The organism is Formosa sejongensis, assembly GCF_033447105.1.
Classification (GTDB): Bacteria; Bacteroidota; Bacteroidia; order Flavobacteriales; family Flavobacteriaceae; genus Formosa.
The window spans coordinates 71,917-89,096 of sequence record NZ_JAWQUN010000014.1; the positions used below are offsets into that span (position 1 = coordinate 71,917).

General features: G+C 33.1%; 16 protein-coding genes. 7 read left to right on the forward strand and 9 right to left on the reverse strand.

Annotated features, from left to right (window positions below):
- Nucleotides 1-22: 22 nt before the first annotated feature.
- Together R6X41_RS13415 and R6X41_RS13420 are read left to right on the forward strand one after the other, a co-directional pair.
- Nucleotides 23-1,750 carry a tetratricopeptide repeat protein gene (locus R6X41_RS13415; protein ID WP_318500851.1) on the forward strand — a complete coding sequence of 576 codons (1,728 nt, stop codon included), beginning with the start codon at nucleotides 23-25 and terminating at the stop codon, nucleotides 1,748-1,750.
- Nucleotides 1,751-1,825: 75 nt separating this feature from the next.
- Nucleotides 1,826-3,214: a DNA recombination protein RmuC gene (locus tag R6X41_RS13420; RefSeq protein WP_318500852.1), complete on the forward strand. Its 1,389-nt coding sequence runs from the start codon at nucleotides 1,826-1,828 to the stop codon at nucleotides 3,212-3,214.
- Nucleotides 3,215-3,263: 49 nt separating this feature from the next.
- Here R6X41_RS13420 and R6X41_RS13425 read toward each other — a convergent pair whose 3' ends face one another.
- The 3 genes from R6X41_RS13425 to R6X41_RS13435 all read right to left on the reverse strand — a co-directional run bounded on the left by R6X41_RS13425 (nucleotide 3,264) and on the right by R6X41_RS13435 (nucleotide 5,519).
- Entirely contained in the window at nucleotides 3,264-3,479 is a 216-nt protein-coding gene (locus tag R6X41_RS13425; protein WP_318500853.1) for a hypothetical protein, read from the reverse strand.
- Between the two features lie 27 nt (nucleotides 3,480-3,506).
- Nucleotides 3,507-4,850 (reverse strand): adenylosuccinate lyase, encoded by a 1,344-nt coding sequence (purB, locus tag R6X41_RS13430; RefSeq protein ID WP_318500854.1) that lies wholly within the window; start codon nucleotides 4,848-4,850, stop codon nucleotides 3,507-3,509.
- Nucleotides 4,851-4,949: 99 nt separating this feature from the next.
- Nucleotides 4,950-5,519, reverse strand: a complete 570-nt coding sequence (locus R6X41_RS13435) for an adenylosuccinate lyase (protein WP_318500855.1) — start codon at nucleotides 5,517-5,519, stop codon at nucleotides 4,950-4,952.
- Nucleotides 5,520-5,555: 36 nt separating this feature from the next.
- Between R6X41_RS13435 and R6X41_RS13440 the strand changes: the two genes are divergently transcribed.
- From R6X41_RS13440 to cls, 3 genes are read left to right on the forward strand one after another with little or no spacing between them, the layout of a single operon-like run.
- Entirely contained in the window at nucleotides 5,556-6,029 is a 474-nt protein-coding gene (locus R6X41_RS13440; protein ID WP_318500856.1) for a heme-binding domain-containing protein, read from the forward strand.
- Between the two features lie 3 nt (nucleotides 6,030-6,032).
- Nucleotides 6,033-7,277: a glycosyltransferase gene (locus R6X41_RS13445; RefSeq protein WP_318500857.1), complete on the forward strand. Its 1,245-nt coding sequence runs from the start codon at nucleotides 6,033-6,035 to the stop codon at nucleotides 7,275-7,277.
- Between the two features lie 2 nt (nucleotides 7,278-7,279).
- Nucleotides 7,280-8,737: a cardiolipin synthase gene (cls, locus tag R6X41_RS13450; RefSeq protein WP_318500858.1), complete on the forward strand. Its 1,458-nt coding sequence runs from the start codon at nucleotides 7,280-7,282 to the stop codon at nucleotides 8,735-8,737.
- 10 nt (nucleotides 8,738-8,747) lie between these two features.
- Here the strand turns inward: cls and R6X41_RS13455 are convergent, their stop codons facing one another.
- Both R6X41_RS13455 and R6X41_RS13460 read right to left on the reverse strand, forming a co-directional pair.
- On the reverse strand, nucleotides 8,748-9,983 hold the full coding sequence (locus tag R6X41_RS13455; RefSeq protein ID WP_318500859.1) for a M48 family metallopeptidase: 1,236 nt from the start codon (nucleotides 9,981-9,983) through the stop codon (nucleotides 8,748-8,750).
- Nucleotides 9,984-10,011: 28 nt separating this feature from the next.
- Complete coding sequence (locus R6X41_RS13460; RefSeq protein WP_318500860.1) at nucleotides 10,012-10,806, reverse strand: TrmH family RNA methyltransferase; 795 nt, start codon at nucleotides 10,804-10,806, stop codon at nucleotides 10,012-10,014.
- Between the two features lie 82 nt (nucleotides 10,807-10,888).
- Here R6X41_RS13460 and R6X41_RS13465 point away from each other — a divergent pair, with 82 nt between their 5' ends.
- Entirely contained in the window at nucleotides 10,889-11,692 is an 804-nt protein-coding gene (locus R6X41_RS13465; protein ID WP_318500861.1) for a DUF6503 family protein, read from the forward strand.
- A gap of 72 nt (nucleotides 11,693-11,764) precedes the next feature.
- Here R6X41_RS13465 and R6X41_RS13470 read toward each other — a convergent pair whose 3' ends face one another.
- Nucleotides 11,765-12,832, reverse strand: a complete 1,068-nt coding sequence (locus R6X41_RS13470) for a DUF3810 domain-containing protein (RefSeq protein WP_318500862.1) — start codon at nucleotides 12,830-12,832, stop codon at nucleotides 11,765-11,767.
- Between the two features lie 75 nt (nucleotides 12,833-12,907).
- Between R6X41_RS13470 and R6X41_RS13475 the strand changes: the two genes are divergently transcribed.
- A complete protein-coding gene (locus R6X41_RS13475; protein WP_318500863.1) occupies nucleotides 12,908-14,368 on the forward strand; it encodes an aminoacyl-histidine dipeptidase in 1,461 nt (486 codons plus the stop codon).
- A 73-nt stretch (nucleotides 14,369-14,441) separates the two neighbouring features.
- Here the strand turns inward: R6X41_RS13475 and R6X41_RS13480 are convergent, their stop codons facing one another.
- From R6X41_RS13480 to R6X41_RS13490, 3 genes are read right to left on the reverse strand one after another with little or no spacing between them, the layout of a single operon-like run.
- The gene (locus R6X41_RS13480; RefSeq protein ID WP_318500864.1) at nucleotides 14,442-15,572 is read right to left on the reverse strand and encodes a peptidylprolyl isomerase; all 1,131 of its coding nucleotides are present in this window, start codon (nucleotides 15,570-15,572) and stop codon (nucleotides 14,442-14,444) included.
- A gap of 9 nt (nucleotides 15,573-15,581) precedes the next feature.
- The gene (gene gldI, locus R6X41_RS13485) at nucleotides 15,582-16,121 is read right to left on the reverse strand and encodes a gliding motility-associated peptidyl-prolyl isomerase GldI (protein ID WP_318500865.1); all 540 of its coding nucleotides are present in this window, start codon (nucleotides 16,119-16,121) and stop codon (nucleotides 15,582-15,584) included.
- Nucleotides 16,118-17,134 (reverse strand): DHH family phosphoesterase, encoded by a 1,017-nt coding sequence (locus R6X41_RS13490; protein WP_318500866.1) that lies wholly within the window; start codon nucleotides 17,132-17,134, stop codon nucleotides 16,118-16,120. Before R6X41_RS13490 ends, gldI begins: the two co-directional genes overlap by 4 nt.
- Nucleotides 17,135-17,180: the final 46 nt, after the last annotated feature.

Below are 17,180 nucleotides of genomic sequence, written 5' to 3' on the forward strand. Positions count from 1 at the left end.
ATTTTTATTAAACAAGATGGTTATGAAAACAACATTAAATCTTCTGATTTTTTCAATATTTACGTGTGCTATTTTTTATTTCTTTTATAGTTTTGGGGATGATAAATTTGATTATTCTAAAAAAATAGGTGCAAATGCCATTGGCTGTACGTCTACTAATTTCTTATTATCAGATGTTGATTCTACAAAACAGATTGCACCGTTGTTTGAAAATATCGGAAATCACAGTTATAAAGTTAGCACAACAAACGATTTAGCTCAACGTTTTTTTAATCAAGGCTTAAGTTTAACTTACGCTTTTAATCATGCCGAAGCCCATCGTTCTTTTATGGAGGCATCGCGATTAGATCCTGATTTAGCTATGGCGTATTGGGGGCAAGCCTATACTTTAGGCCCAAATATAAATGATCCAGAACCCACAGAAGATAGAAAAGAGAGCTATAATAAAGCGATGCTAAAAGCCAATAAACATATTGCTGGTACTACAAAAAAAGAGCGAGATTTAATACAAGCTTTAGGTTATAGATACTCCAACGATTTTAGTACACCTGTAGAAGAATTAAATTTAGAGTACATGATTGCGATGGCAAAGGTCGTAAAGAAATATCCTAAAGATCCTGATATCCTAACATTGTATGCGGCTTCGGTTATGAATACAGCGAGATGGAATTATTGGGATAAGAATGGCAATCCGATGCCAAATATAAAGGATGCTAAAGAAGCTTTAGAGTTTGCCATGAAGGAGAATCCAAATCATCCAGGAGCGCATCATTATTATATTCATATGGTAGAACTTCCAACTCCAGAATTAGCTGTCCCTAGTGCAGAGATATTAGGAGAACTAATGCCAGGTGCTGGACATATAGTGCACATGCCATCGCATATTTATATACGGGTAGGTAGATATAAAGATGCGGTAGAAGTAAATAAAAAAGCCATTTTAGCAGATGAAGATTATATTTCTCAGTGTTTTTCTCAAGGTATTTATCCATTAGGTTATTATCCGCATAACATTCATTTTTTATGGTCTGCAGCTAGTTTATTAGGAGATAGTAAAACCGCTATTGATGCAGCTAAGAAGACTGCAGAAAAAGTTCCAGTTGGAGAAATGGAAGCGCTTCATTTTCTTCAAAATTTTGCAGCTACACCATTATTAGCTTATGTTCGATTTGGAAAATGGAATGATATTTTAACGTACCCAAAACCAAATGACGATATAAAATATCTAAAGCTTATTTGGCATTATGCTAGAGGGATTGCTTTTATTAAAAAACACAACATACCTGAAGCTAAAGAAGAATTAGAAGCTATTAAAACCTATACTACAGATCCAGATATGGAAACTATTAAGGCTTCAGGATTCGATAACGGAACTGCAATTTCAAAATTAGCTTATGAAGTAGTTTCCGGAGAATTAGCAAATGAACAAGGTGATTTTAAGGAAGCAATTGCTCACTTGGAGCAAGCCGTAATATTAGAAGATAACCTTATTTATAATGAACCTTCTGCATGGTATATTCCACCAAGACAAAATTTAGGAGCAGTATTAATGAATGCTAATCAATTTGAAAAGGCAGAAGTAGTTTATAAAGAAGATTTGAACAAATTAAGACAAAATGGTTGGTCTTTAATGGGATTATCTAAGAGCCTTTCTGAACAAGGTAAAACAATTGAAGCCGAAAAGATAAAAACAGAGTTTGATAAGGCCTGGCAATATTCAGATATAACGATAGAGAATTCTGTTTTATAAATTTTTAGAATTTTTATCTTAAGTATACGTTCTATTTTTTACGTAATACCTTTATATTTGGGTAAACTACAGTAAATGAACGATACGATTATATTGTTAGTCTCTATAGGAGTTTCCTCTATTGTAGGAACTTTTATAGGCTTTACAATTTCAAAACTAAAAAGTAAAGGTGAATACAGTCGAGTAGAAGAACGTAATTCGCAATTGCTTCGGCAGTTTACAGAATTTAAAACTGATACCATTTCTCAAAATTTAAAACAAGACGAAGCATTTAAATTTCAGTTAGAATCTCTTCAAAAAAATACTTCAAATATTGAACGTGACAGAGAAGAAATCCGAAGAGAAAAAGATTTTTTAAACACAGAATTAACACGTAGAAATTCTGAATATGAAAACCTTCAGCAGCAAAACTTTCAGCGCGATAAAGATTTGGTGAAGCAACAAGAGCAGCTTCGTAAAGATTTTGAGTTGCTTGCAAGCAAGATTCTAGAAGAAAAATCTGAAAAATTCACCCTTCAGAATAAAGAAAATATCAAAAATATTTTACATCCGCTTCAGGAAAAGATTCAAGGTTTTGAGAAAAAAGTAGACGATTCTCAGAAAGAAAGTATTAGTATGCATTCTGCCTTAAAAGAACAATTATTAGGACTGAAAGATTTAAACCAACAAATGACTAAAGAGGCTACGAATCTTACTAGAGCTTTAAAAGGGGATAGTAAAATGCAAGGGAATTGGGGCGAGTTGGTACTAGAACGTGTGTTAGAAAAGTCAGGTTTAGAGAAGGATCGCGAGTATTTTGTGCAACAACATTTTACACGCCCAGATGGGACTCGGGTGTTACCAGATGTGGTGTTGCATTTGCCAGATAATAAGCGTATGATTATCGATTCGAAAGTATCATTAACCGATTATGAACGTTTTGTAAATGCAGAAGAAGACCTTCGTGCTTTGTTTCTAAAAGCACATGTAAATTCTATTCGTAGACACGTGGACCAGCTTTCTGCCAAAAATTATCAGGATCTGTACGATATGCAGTCTCTAGATTTTGTCTTGCTTTTTATTCCTATAGAGCCTGCATTCGCAGTAGCAATAAACGAAGATAATACACTTTATAATAAAGCATTCGAGAAGAATATTGTTATTGTTACACCTACGACTTTGCTTGCAACATTACGTACTATAGACAGTATGTGGAATAACGAAAAACAGCAACGTAATGCACTCGAAATTGCTAAACTTGCTGGGTCACTTTACGATAAATTTGAAGGACTTGTAAAAGATCTTACTGGTGTTGGTAAGAAAATAGACGATGCTAAAAAGGATTATTCAGCTGCAATGAACAAATTAGTCGATGGGCGAGGTAATTTAATTACGAGTGTAGAAAAACTTAAAAAAATGGGAGCCAAAGCCAAAAAGGCACTTCCAGAATCTATATTAGAACGCGCTTCCGAAGAAGAGGAATAAAAAAAGCAGCTTATCTAAGCTGCTTTTTTTTGTATTTATTATTCATGATTTAGAATGTTTCAAAATCATCTTTTGTTGTCGTTGGCTTTTCATAATCTTCAATTTGAACTTTATCATATGTAAATAGATTTGCTACTATTAAAACAAAGCCCAACATTAAAAGTGTAACCACTACAAAGTTGTCTAAAATATCTAACATGCCTGAAATAGAAAATCCGAAAGAGACCGCAATAGTTAATATAAATGAAGTTTTATCTGAAAGCATATAAATTTTAATTTTCTAAATCCTTTTCTAAATCCCAGTGTAATTACTAGGCGTAATGTCTTTTAATTCTGATTTGATATCGTCTGATACCTCTAAGGTATCGATAAAATTTGAAATAGACAATTGGTTAATTCTTTCATTTGTACGTGTTAAGCCTTTTAAAGCTTCATAAGGATTAGGATATCCTTCACGGCGTAAAATAGTCTGAATAGCCTCGGCAACTACAGCCCAGTTATTTTCTAAATCTTGAGCAAATTTCTCTTTGTTTAAAAGTAATTTGTTTAGTCCTTTTAAAGTCGATTCAAATCCGATTAATGTGTGTCCGAAAGGGACACCAACATTTCTTAAAACCGTACTATCTGTTAAGTCACGTTGTAATCTTGATACTGGTAATTTTGAAGAAAGATATTCAAATATAGCATTTGCCATACCTAAGTTTCCTTCACTATTTTCAAAATCGATTGGATTTACTTTATGTGGCATAGCAGAACTTCCAACTTCACCTTCCTTAATACGTTGTTTAAAATAATCCATTGAAACGTACGTCCAAATGTCACGATCTAAATCGATTAAAATGTTATTTATACGTTTTATGTTATCAAACAAAGCAGCCATATGGTCGTAATGTTCAATCTGTGTTGTTGGAAACGAATGGTGTAAACCTAAAATATCTTGTACAAAGCTGTTTCCAAATTGTTTCCAATTAATATGCTTGTACGCCACATTATGTGCGTTGTAATTCCCTGTAGCACCACCAAATTTTGCAGCGTGTGGTACAGTTTGTAAAAATTTAAATTGTTCATTTAATCTTACAACGAAAACTTCAATTTCTTTTCCTAAACGTGTTGGAGAAGCAGGCTGTCCATGGGTTCTTGCCAACATAGGTATGTCGCTCCACTCTACAGATAAATCCTGTAATTTATTTTTTAAAGCAAGTAACTTCGGTATATAAACCTCGTTTAATGCTTCTTTAATACTTAACGGTATTGCTGTATTATTAATGTCTTGAGATGTTAATCCGAAATGAATAAATTCTTTAAATTCTGAAATATTTAAAGCATCGAATTTTTCTTTTATGAAATACTCAACAGCTTTAACATCATGATTAGTTACACTTTCAATTTTTTTAATTGCTAAAGCATCTTCCGTAGAAAATGATTTATAAATCTCACGTAAGTCACCATAAAGCGCACTGTTAAAATCTTTAAGCTGTGGCAATGGGATTTCGCAAAGTGCAATAAAATATTCTATTTCTACTTGAACTCTATATTTTATTAAAGCTTCTTCCGAAAAATAAGGGGCTAACGAACTTGTTTTGCTTCTGTAACGACCATCAATTGGCGAAATAGCATTAAGTGTTGATATTGACATGTGTTGTGAATTTTTTTAAAGCGCAAATATACGCATTTCGTTGTCTTTTAAAGCCGATATTTTAAAAGGATTTCATTAAATCTATCGATTTTTCAGATTTCATTTTTTCTTGTTAATGTACTTTAAAATATGCCGAGCTCGTGCTTTAAATCCTGAACTTTGTATTTGGAAATCACGTCTTAAAATAACCTCCAATTCTGGATGTATCCATAGAAATTCTTTACCAAATAAATATAAAGCATTCATGGCATATGCTTTTGGTGCAATTTTTTCGTCGTTAATTAAATAGTCAAAACACACAGAGATAATACGTTCTTTGTATTCTAGCTTGAGTGCTTTTTTTAAAGTTGGATTTTCGATATTATCGTTAGCCTTTGCTAAATATTCACATATTTTTGCAACAGGTCGAACAGCAGAGTCTAAATGAACGGTATGTATTTTAGATGTAAACATGTCTAAATAGGGAAGTAGTGCGTTTAAATTTTTGCCACACATAAATTCTAAAACCCAAGCAGCTTTACATGATATTTTATCTTCAGTTTTAAAGAGTACTTCTATAACATTCGGAATAAATTCTGGATGACTTAAAACCAGATTAGCATAATACAAACGTTTTTCACGGGAGTGATTTACATAATTTAATTGCTCATAAAGTTGTTCTGTAGTCACTTAATTGTTATACTTTTAATTATTAAATTTAAATAAATGAAAACTCTTAAAAAAATATTGATACTGCTTTTTGTCGTGTTTATAATTGCTCAATTTTTTGGGCCTGAAAAAAACACTGGAGATTTAACATCTGTAGAACCTTTTCTTACTGAAACTAATCCGCCAGAACATGTTGCAGCTATTTTAAAAGAAAGCTGTTACGATTGCCATAGTAGTCATACGAGATATCCTTGGTATAATAATCTAACTCCGGTTAACTATTGGATGGCTGAACATGTAAATGATGGTAAAAAGCATTTTGATTTTAGCAAATGGGAGAGTTATTCTGTGAAGAAAAAAGACCATAAATTTGAAGAATTAATTGAAATGGTAGTCGATAAAGAAATGCCTTTAGAGTCTTATACTTGGGCGCACAGCGAAGCTAAACTTTCAGATTCTGATATTGAATCTATAAAAGAATGGGCAGAAAATGTTCGTATTAAATTGACTTTAATACCGAAGCCAGAATAATTTATGACCAACGTATTAATTATTGGTTTTGTATGGCCAGAGCCAAAATCATCGGCTGCAGGTAGTCGAATGATGCAGCTTATAGAAGCATTTCAACTACAAAATTATCAAATTACATTTTCAAGTCCGAGTAGTAAAAGTGAACAAAGTGCCGATTTAAAAGCATTAGGAATAGATGAAAAAAATATTGAGCTGAATCAGTCTAGTTTCGATGCATTTATAACGCATTTACAACCCAATATTGTGCTTTTCGATAGGTTTCTAATGGAAGAACAGTTTGGATGGCGGGTTACAGAACATTGCCCGAATGCTCTGAAAATTTTAGATACAGAAGATTTACATTGTTTAAGAAAAGGTCGTCAGCAAGCGTATAAAGATAAAGTTGAATTTACTGACGAATATTTGTTTAACGACATTGCAAAACGTGAAATTGCAAGTGTTTATAGATGTGATATGAGCCTTATGATCTCTGAAGTTGAGATAGAAATTTTAACTAAAAAATTTAATGTGCCTTCAAACGTATTGCTGTATTTGCCATTTATGTTAGAAGGTGCTTCAGAAGATAGTCAAAGTCAATTACCGAAATTTAACGACCGTCAACATTTTGTAACCATTGGTAATTTTTTACACGAACCCAATTATCAATCGGTTTTGTATTTAAAACAAACCCTTTGGCCGCTAATAAAAACGAAATTACCAAATGCAGAACTTCATATATATGGATCGTATGCATCGCAAAAAGTAAATCAATTGCATCAACCCAAAGATAAATTCTTTATAAAAGGTTTTGCTGAAGATGTAAATGAAGTGATGAGAAACGCAAAAGTATGTGTGGCACCCTTAGTTTTTGGCGCGGGATTAAAAGGGAAATTGGTAGATGCTATGACAAACGGTACACCTTGTGCGATGTCTTCAATCGCTGCCGAGGGTATGTTTGGAAATCTAGAATTAAATGGTTTTATAGAAGATGATGCTGAGCAATTTGCATTTAAAATTTCAGAATTATATACTACAGAAGCCCTTTGGAATGAAAAACAGCACTTCGGATTTAAAAGTTTAAATTCACGCTTTAATAAAACCTATTTTCAACAGCAGTTTTTGGAGCATATAGAAGAACTTCAAAATCATTTAAAATCACATCGTTTACATAATTTTATGGGGGCTATGTTGCAACATCACAGTATGCAAAGCACCAAATTTATGTCACGTTGGATAGAAGAAAAAAATAAAAACACCAGTAGTTTCTAGCTATGAATTGGACTTTAATTTTACAGCTTTCCTATATTATAATCGTAGCCATAGTGTGCCTGCGTATTATTTACGATACTAATCATATTACTAAAACGCTATCGTATTTATTGCTAGTTGTATTTGTGCCATTTATTGGAATTATATTCTATTTTTCGTTTGGAATGAATTATAGAACCCGAAAGATTTATAGTAAAAAGCTTTTTAGTAATATAAAATTCGAAAAACAATTAGAGATAAAATTAGAGCAATATGCCAAACGAATTATAAAGAATAAAGGAGAACTTTTATCATCTAATGAAAGGCTTGTTCATTTATTATTTAAAGAAATATCGAGTCCGTTAACAAATAGTAATGAAGTTGATTTATTGATTAATGGTGAAAATAAATTTCCTGAAGTTTACAAAGCTATCGAAGCAGCAAAACATCATATTCATATAGAATATTACATTTTTACAGACGATGTTGTTGGGAAAAAGATAGAAGAACTTTTAATTAAAAAATCTAAAGAAGGTGTTCAAATTAAGTTTATGTACGACGATTATGGTAGTAGCTCTATTCGTAAAAGTTTGGTGTATCGGTTAAGAGATGCGGGAATTGAAGCCTATCCGTTTTATAAGATTAAATTAATTTATTTAGCGAATCGGATGAATTATCGCAACCACCGTAAAATTATTGTAATCGATGGTCGTGTTGGTTTCGTTGGCGGAATAAATGTGAGCGATAAATATATAAATGAAATCACCACCGATCCATTTACATACTGGAGAGATACCCATTTAAAGATTCATGGGCCTGCGGTATGGTATTTACAATATCTATTTTTATGTGACTGGAATTTTTGTGCAAATTGTGAAATTGAACCTGAAGGTGATTTATTTCCCGACTTAGATACTTTTAAAACCAAAACTAATATAGCCGTTCAAATTGCTGCTAGCGGCCCCGATTCTGGTACGCCAACCATTTTGTATTCTTTATTGCAGGCGATTAGTTTAGCAGAGTACGAAGTGTTAATTACCACTCCTTATTTTGTTCCAAACGAAAGTATTATGGATGCCTTATGTATTGCGGCTATGAGCGGTGTTAAAGTTAAACTATTGGTGCCTTGGTCTTCAGATTCTCGATTAGTTAATGCAGCTGCCAGTTCGTATTACGAAGAATTACTTAAAGCTGGTGTACGAATATTTCGATATAAAAAAGGTTTTATACATGCTAAAACCATGGCCATAGACGATGAAATTGCAATTGTTGGTTCTGCAAATATGGATATGAGAAGTTTCGATTTAAACTTTGAAGTAAATGCAATTGTCTATGATCGAGGTGTTAATAAGAAACTTAAAGATGCGTATTATAACGACTTAAATGGCGCTGAAGAAATTGATTTAAAACGTTGGCAGGAACGTTCTTGGTATCATGAACTTTCAGAAAAATTAGCTAGATTATTATCTCCTTTACTTTAATTAAAATGACCTATTTACGTCTTAAATTTTGAATTCTACTATATAAGGTAGGATGTGAATAATGCATAAATACGTAAGCAGGATGCGGTGTTAAGTTGCTTAAACTTGTTTTAGATAGTTTCTTTAAAGATGTAATTAATGCTTTAGAATTGTAAGTGTTTTTAGCATAATCGTCTGCTTGATATTCGAATTTTCTAGAAAACACATTCATAATTAAACTTGTAAGTTCGCTAATTGGGCTATACAGTAATCCGAAAGCAATAAGCCCCACATGAAAACTAGGAATGTCTACTCCAATAGCTTGAGACAATAACGGATTAGATATAAATAAAGACAAAACAAATAGTGTCAATCCAGTAAGTAATATTGAAGTCACTAAGTTGAAAATAATATGTTTCTTTTTGTAATGCCCAACCTCATGAGCAAGAACTGCAACAATTTCATCTTCATTTAAATCGTTAATTAAAGTATCGTAAAGTGTCACCCGTTTTTCACTTCCAAAGCCAGAGAAATAGGCATTTGCTTTGGTACTACGTTTAGAGCCATCAATAACAAAAATATTATCTAATTTAAATCCTACATTTTTTGCATATTCCGAAATTTTATCTCGTAACGTTCCTGCTTCTAAAGGGGTTTGTTTATTAAACATTGGCACGATTAATTTTGCGTAAAACATGTTCATTAACAAGCTAAATATGGCAATTAAAGCCCAAGCGTATAACCAAAAATGTTCACCTGAGATTTCGTAAAACCAAATTATTAGCGCTAAAATTCCACCTCCAATTGCAGCCATCATGAGCCAACCTTTTAATTTGTCTATAAAAAATGTCGCCTTAGTTGTTTTGTTAAATCCGAATTGCTCTTCAATGATAAAGGTTTGGTAATAAGAAAAAGGAGTTGTTAATATGTCGCTTCCAATCATTATAATACCAAAGAATATAAGTGCAATTACAATAGAATTATCACTGAAGTTTCTTGCAAAATTATCTATATATTCAAATCCATCTAATCCCAAAAAGGCTAAAGTTAGTAGGATTGAAAAGGAAGATGTTAATAAATCAAATTTATAATTAGTTGTTTTATAACGCTGAGATTTTTTATACTCTTCATCATCGTATACATCTTGCAGTTCTGCAGGAAGTGCATCATTAAAATGTTTAGCATTTAGTGCATCAAGAACTTTATCGACTATAAAATCGATGATAATGATGGCAATAATGATATAAAATAGAGTCGTAGAAGTCATAAAAAAAGAAGTAATTATTCTGAAAAAATTAAGCGAATTGTCGCTGACGTTTGGCTTCGAAAACTAAAATTCCTGCGGCTACAGAAACATTCATAGAATCGATTTCACCTTGCATTGGAATAATAATGTTTTGAGTCGCATGGTCGCGCCATTCCTGACTTAAACCTGTGGCTTCGGTTCCGACGACTAAAGCAGTAGCCACTGTGAAATCTTGTGTATGGTATGGTTTTGAAGCTTGTAAAGCGGCACAGAAAATATTAATGTTCTTAAATTTTAAAAATGAAATTATGTCTTCGGTACTTCCAGAAGCGACTTGGTTTGTAAATACACAACCCACACTAGAACGAATAATATTTGGATTGTATAAATCGGTTTTAGGATTTGCAATAATAAAAGCATCTGCATTTGCAGCGTCGGCAGTACGTAATAAAGCACCAATGTTTCCAGGTTTTTCTGGAGCTTCAGCAATTAAAATTAAGGGATTGGGTTTGTCGAAAACCAAATCTGTTAGGCCTAAAGTTTTCATTTTGGCAACGGCTAAAACACCTTCGGTTGTGTCTCGATAGGCTAATTTTTGATACACATCTTTAGAGACTTCAATAACTTGAGTGTTGGGTGTTGTTAACAATTCAATGTCAATATTTTCAATTAAATCTCTACAATACAAAAGTGTTACAATCTCGTAATGTCCTTTTAATGCTAGAGACAATTCACGCTGACCTTCAATTAAAAATAAACCTGATTTTTTACGTTCACGAGATTTCTCTTTTAATTGAACCAATTGTTTGATGTAACTATTCTGAATGCTTGTAATCTCTTTCATAACCTAAAAAAAACAAAAGTAAATGTTTTAGATGTAATTAATAGCATTAGAACGCGTCAAAGGCTATAAACATTAAAACACTATGAAAAATACGTTACTACTTTTATCAATTTTGGCTTTCGCATCTTGTAAGCAATCTACCGAAAAGAAAATTACAGAACAGATTTCTACAGAGGAAGTCATAACTGAAAAAAATGAGTCTAAAAGCTATCCGGAGAACATCGCAAATGTATTTGAAGCTCACGGCGGTTTGGACACTTGGAATGCGATGCAAACTTTAGCGTTTACGATGCAAAAACCAGAAGGTGCAGAAGTAACAACTACCGATTTAAAAAGTAGAAAGGCACAGGTTGATATGGCAAATCACGTGTTAGGTTTTAATGGGAACGATGTGTGGTTAGAATCTAAGAATACTACAGAATACAAAGGGAAACCTAAGTTTTATTATAATTTAATGTTCTATTTCTATGCGATGCCTTTTGTATTATCTGATGATGGAATTACTTATAGAGAAGCAGAACCTTTACTTTTTGAAGGTGTGGAATATCCTGGAATTCAGATATCTTATGATGCAGGAGTAGGGGAATCATCAGATGATGAATACATTATTTATTATGATGCTAAAACGAATGAAATGACTTGGTTAGCGTATACAATGACGTTTTTTGCTAAAGAGAAAAGTAAGAAATTTAGCTATATAAAATATGGGAATTGGCAAGATGTAAACGGTGTGAAATTACCGAAATCAATACAATGGTATAATGTGGTAGATGGCAAACCTGTAGATGTGAAAAAAGAAGTTGAGTTTTCTGAGGTAAACATATCTAAGGACAAGCAAGACGCTTCATTTTATGAGGTTCCAGAAGGTGCTGAAACAATAGAATAATTTATTATAAAACACCAATAAGCAAAAAATGTTAACAGAGCGGTTGATTCCGCGGTGTTAACATTTTTTGTATTAAACTGGGTTTTTCTGAAAATAATTCACCAAAAGCGCCACCACATAACTGTAACTTTCCATGCCACCTTTCTGATTATTAGCTTCTAAATACGAGTTATAACTCATCTTAAAAAGAGGTTCTAATGGGTTTTGATAATCCTCCCAAAAGATTCGTGTTTCATCATAATTTTTTAAAATTCCAATGTTTACTGTTGCGACAATAGTTTCATACTGCTCTGGGTCACGACGGTAAACTTCATTTAAACAATGACGTAATCCGAATGCATATCCTGAGTATTTCATATAAATATCGTCGTTATTTATAGTTGCTAAACACCCTATAAAATTTGCTTCGTTTTCGGCAGCATAACCTAATTGATGTGCCATTTCGTGTGCAGATGTTGTTGGGAATTTATATGTCGGAATTAAATAATCTACTTGTGCTTCATTTGTTAGCGGATTTAAATACCCGCTAAAACCCATATAAGTAAGAGGTATACTAAATAGTGATTTTTTAATACTTCGTGGCTGATATTCTAAATGCGGATATTGTGCTTCCAGATTTTTATAACCCGATTCTGAACGCTTCATAATTTCCGATTTACTGTAAGGCATCTCTACTTTTAGCGTATCGTTTTTAGTGATTTCATACTGGAGGGAATTCGTTTTATCAATCAATAATTTGGTTATAGAAATAAGTTGTTCTGAAGTATAATCTGCTTCTAAATTTAAATTCTGATGGAGTGGTAATCTGTAATAATTCATACCCCAAAATAAATAGAACGCAAAATACAATAAAGTAACAGCCGATAAGATATCGATAAGCCAGTCTTGAGTGTCTGTTAAAAATCGTTTTCTGTTCACAATTGCCCATCGTATAATATAAACGATACCAAAGGCATATATAAAATCGCCAAAGGAAAAAGGAATCCATCCTAAGCCATATCTTAAACTTTTAGAAATTATGGGGTAAATTCCATTGCTGTAATAATGTTCTATAATCTCAGGATAATTCGATAAGAAATTCACAAGGAAATAGACAGGAATCAATGAAAAAGCTAGATATGTTTTTGGGTTTTTAAGCATGGTTCAAAAATAGGTAAATGTTTGTAAAAGGTTGTTGCTAATATGTACCTTTGTGCAACATTATAAAACGAAATTATGAATTCAGAAATAAGAGCACTAGAACCAAAAGCCCTTTGGAACAAATTTGCAGATTTAAATGCTGTCCCAAGAGCATCGAAAAAAGAAGAGCAAGTGATTGCCTTTATGAAAGATTTTGGAACGTCTTTAGGATTGGAAACTATTGAAGATGAAGTTGGAAATGTAATAATTAAAAAACCGGCAAGTGCTGGGATGGAAGATAGAGCACCAATCGTAATGCAGTCGCATTTAGATATGGTTCATCAAAAAAACAGTAATACAGTATTCGATTTTGCCACCCAAGGTATCGAGATGCTAGTAGATGGAGATTGGGTTCGCGCAAATGGTACAACTTTAGGAGCAGATAATGGTTTAGGAGTCGCTACAATTATGGCTATTCTTGAAAGTAATGAAATTGCACATCCAGCGATAGAAGCGTTATTTACTATTGATGAAGAAACTGGAATGACAGGTGCTCAAGGTTTAAAAGGTGGTGTTTTAGAAGGAAAAATACTTTTAAATTTAGATACTGAAGAAGATGATGAAATAGGCGTAGGTTGTGCAGGAGGAATTGATGTTACGGCAACTAGAACGTATGAAGAAGAAGAAACTCCTGAGTTTAAATTAGGATATAAAATAACAGTTAACGGCTTACAAGGTGGACATTCAGGAATGCAAATTCATGAAGGTTTAGGAAATGCAAATAAGATTTTAAACCGTATGTTATTTGATGGTTTTGAAAATTTCGGATTGCGTATCTCTGAAATTGATGGTGGAAGTTTACGTAACGCTATTCCACGTGAAAGTTTTGCTATTGTAGCTATAGATTCTATTCATCAAGATGCTTTTGAATTAGAAATGAGTCAGCTAACGGCTACTATTCAAGAGGAATTAAGAACCATGGAACCAGACTTAAACGTGTTAGTTGAAGCGATTGAATTGCCAAAAACTATTATGGATTTAGGTGTACAAGAAGGATTTACAAGAGCATTGTATGCTGCACATAATGGTGTGTTTCGTATGAGTGCAGATATACCTGAATTGGTAGAAACATCTAATAATGTTGCACGAGTAATTGTAAAAGACGGACATATAAAAGTGGGATGCTTAACGCGTTCTTCTGTAGAAAGTTCTAAAATTGATTTAGCAAATACATTACGTTCTGCTTTTGAATTAACAGGATGTGAGGTAGAATGCTCTGGCGATTATCCAGGATGGGAACCAAAAATGGATTCATCAATTTTAAAAGTCTTAGATGCGACTTACGAAAAGTTACACGGAGAAAAGGCCCATGTTGCGGCATGTCACGCAGGATTAGAATGTGGAATTATTGGTTCTAATTATCCAGAAATGGAAATGATTAGTTTTGGACCGACCATTAAAGGAGCACATTCTCCAGACGAGCGTGCTAGTATTTCTTCAGTTCAGAAATATTGGAAATTTGTTCTTGAAATTTTAAAAGAAATTCCTAAAAAATAGGAAAGTTTATATATGAAAAAAGCCGCTAATTATAGCGGCCTTTTTTATGGGTAAATGTGAAACATTTCTATACTTATTCTGCAACACCAACAATTTCTAAATCGAAAATTAAGTTCGTGTTTGGAGCAATCACTGGAGGTGCACCTCTTTCTCCGTAAGCTAAAGCTGAAGGAATGTAAACTCTAACTTTATCTCCTATATTCATGTTTAACATCGCTTCTCTAAATCCAGGGATTAAGCCAGCAGTCTCGTTATAAATCATAGGGAATGGTTGGTAGCCACCTTGTTGATCTCTTTGTGCGTTATACACTCCAAATTCTTTAGCAACTTCAACATAATTAGAATCAAATAAAGAACCGTCTTCTAAATATCCTGCATAATTAATAAGTACACTATCTGTAGAGCCTGGTGTAACACCGTCACCTTCACTAATAACAGACATTCCTAAACCTGTAGGTAATGTTTTCATGTTAGCTTTTAATGCTTTATCGTTTTCTAAAAATGCAGCTTTAGCGTCAGTTAATTTTTGCTCAGCTTCTTCTTCTTTACGTTCTATTTCAGCAAAACTGTCTAAGAAAACAGCATTAGCATCAAACTTTTTCGCTGCAGCACCTTTTCTAATAATTATTACAGATTCGATAACAACATCTTCAAGAGGCTTGTCGTTTCCATCTCTTTCTACATTAGAAATAGAATCTTGAACATCAAGACCTAAAACCAATTCACCAAAAACAGTATGTCTGTTATCTAAGTTAGGTGTTGCATCTTCAGTAATAAAAAACTGACTTCCGTTAGAACCAGGACCTGCATTAGCCATAGATAAAATTCCTGAGCCATCATGTTTTAACTCCTCGTTAAATTCATCTGCAAATTTATATCCTGGGCCACCTGTTCCTGTTCCGGTTGGGTCTCCACTTTGAATCATAAATCCATCAATAACGCGATGAAAAATGATGCCATCGTAGAAATGTTTACCTTTAAAAGTACTATCTACCATGGTATTTGTACCTTCTGCAAGCGAAATAAAATTGGCTACGGTAACTGGAGCTTTTTCAAACTCGAGGTTGGCAACCATAATTCCTTTATTAGTAATAATCTCAGCATACATTCCGTCTTCTAAATCAGGATATTTATCGTTGCAAGCTGTAAAACTTACCAAAAGAGTAAGCAAAAATAATTTTGTTGATTGTTTAAATAATTTCATTTTGTAATATTAATTTTCGGTTATTGAATGAATTTTTACTTCACAAATAAGAGGTGTATTTGTGTTTATTTTATTTTGATCGCCATAATAGCCATAGGCTTTTGCCGAAGGAAATAAGAAGGTTGCTGTTTCTCCAGCTTTCATTAATTTTAAACCTTCACGCAAGCCGGTAAACAGTTCCTGTTTGTCCATTATATACGTGTCGGGTTTTGTTTCGGCATAGGTGTAAACCATATCTCCATTTATGGTTTTAACGTTGTAATCAAAGTTTACAACATCTCCAAAATCAGGTTGTGGTAAAGAATCTGCTTCTTTTTTAGTATTAAATGTGTACCAAAATCCATTTTGAGAAACCAAGTAAACCTGGTCTGGATTAGCATCCATAATTTCTTGGAAACGCATTTTCTCGTTTTCGTATAATTTAATGTTTCGCGCTATAGACTCATCTACAAACGAACCACTTTTTACCGATATTGGTCGTCTGGCTTCCGGAGATTTACAGCTTATAATACTGAAAATAACCAAACAACATAAACCTATTTTTTTCATGAGGTTAATTCATTTTTATGGCTTGGTAATATACTAATAAATTTTTCAACGGTTTCAGTTAAATTTAAATCGCTTTTTCCACCGGCAGCATTGGTATGTCCTCCACCTTCAAAATATTGTCTAGAAAATTCATTCACAGAAAAGTCTCCTTTAGAGCGTAATGATATTTTTATAATGTTCTCTTTTTTATGTTCGATAAAAATCGCTGCAAAAATAATATTATTTAGTGATAAACCATAATTTACAAAGCCTTCAGTATCTCCTTTTTTGAAATCGAATTGATTTAATTCATCTTGAGAAAGCGTAATGTAAGCTGTTCGTAATTCAGGAATCACCTTTAAATTCTTTAAAGCACATCCTAAAAGTTGAAGTTTTGCGAAACTATTGGTATCGTAAATGGCATTATGTATTTCGGCATTATTAGCGCCACATTCAATTAATTTTCCAACAACACTATGTGTTTGACTGGTTGTTGAAGGAAATCTGAAGGAGCCTGTATCTGTCATAATTCCTGTGTATAAACAGGTAGCAATATCTGCTGTAACTAGGTTTTCATCACCTAACATCTTAATAAATATATACACCATTTCGCAGGTAGAGCTCATACTAACATCAGAAAACATGTATTTTGCATAGTCGTCTGGTTGTTGATGGTGATCTATCATTATTTTAATTGCTTGGCTTTCACCAATACGATCTCCCATGTTCCCGACACGGTGCAACGCATTAAAATCTAATGTAAAAATAAGGTCTGCATTCTGTAATAATGTATTACAACGTTCTGTTTCAGATTCGTATTTCAAAACGGTATCGTCGCCTGGTAACCACTTTAAAAAGTCTGGATAATCGTTAGGAGACATGACAATAGCGTCATGATTAAGTGCTTTTAAATAATGATATAGTGCTAGGGTAGAACCCATAGCATCGCCATCTGGATTTTTGTGAGGTACAATAATAATCTGTTTTGGCGTGCTTAAAAGCGCTTGAATTTGGGTGATTTCTGCTGTTGTCATAAGACGCGAAGATACAATTTTTTAATATGCGATTATATTGTATTTC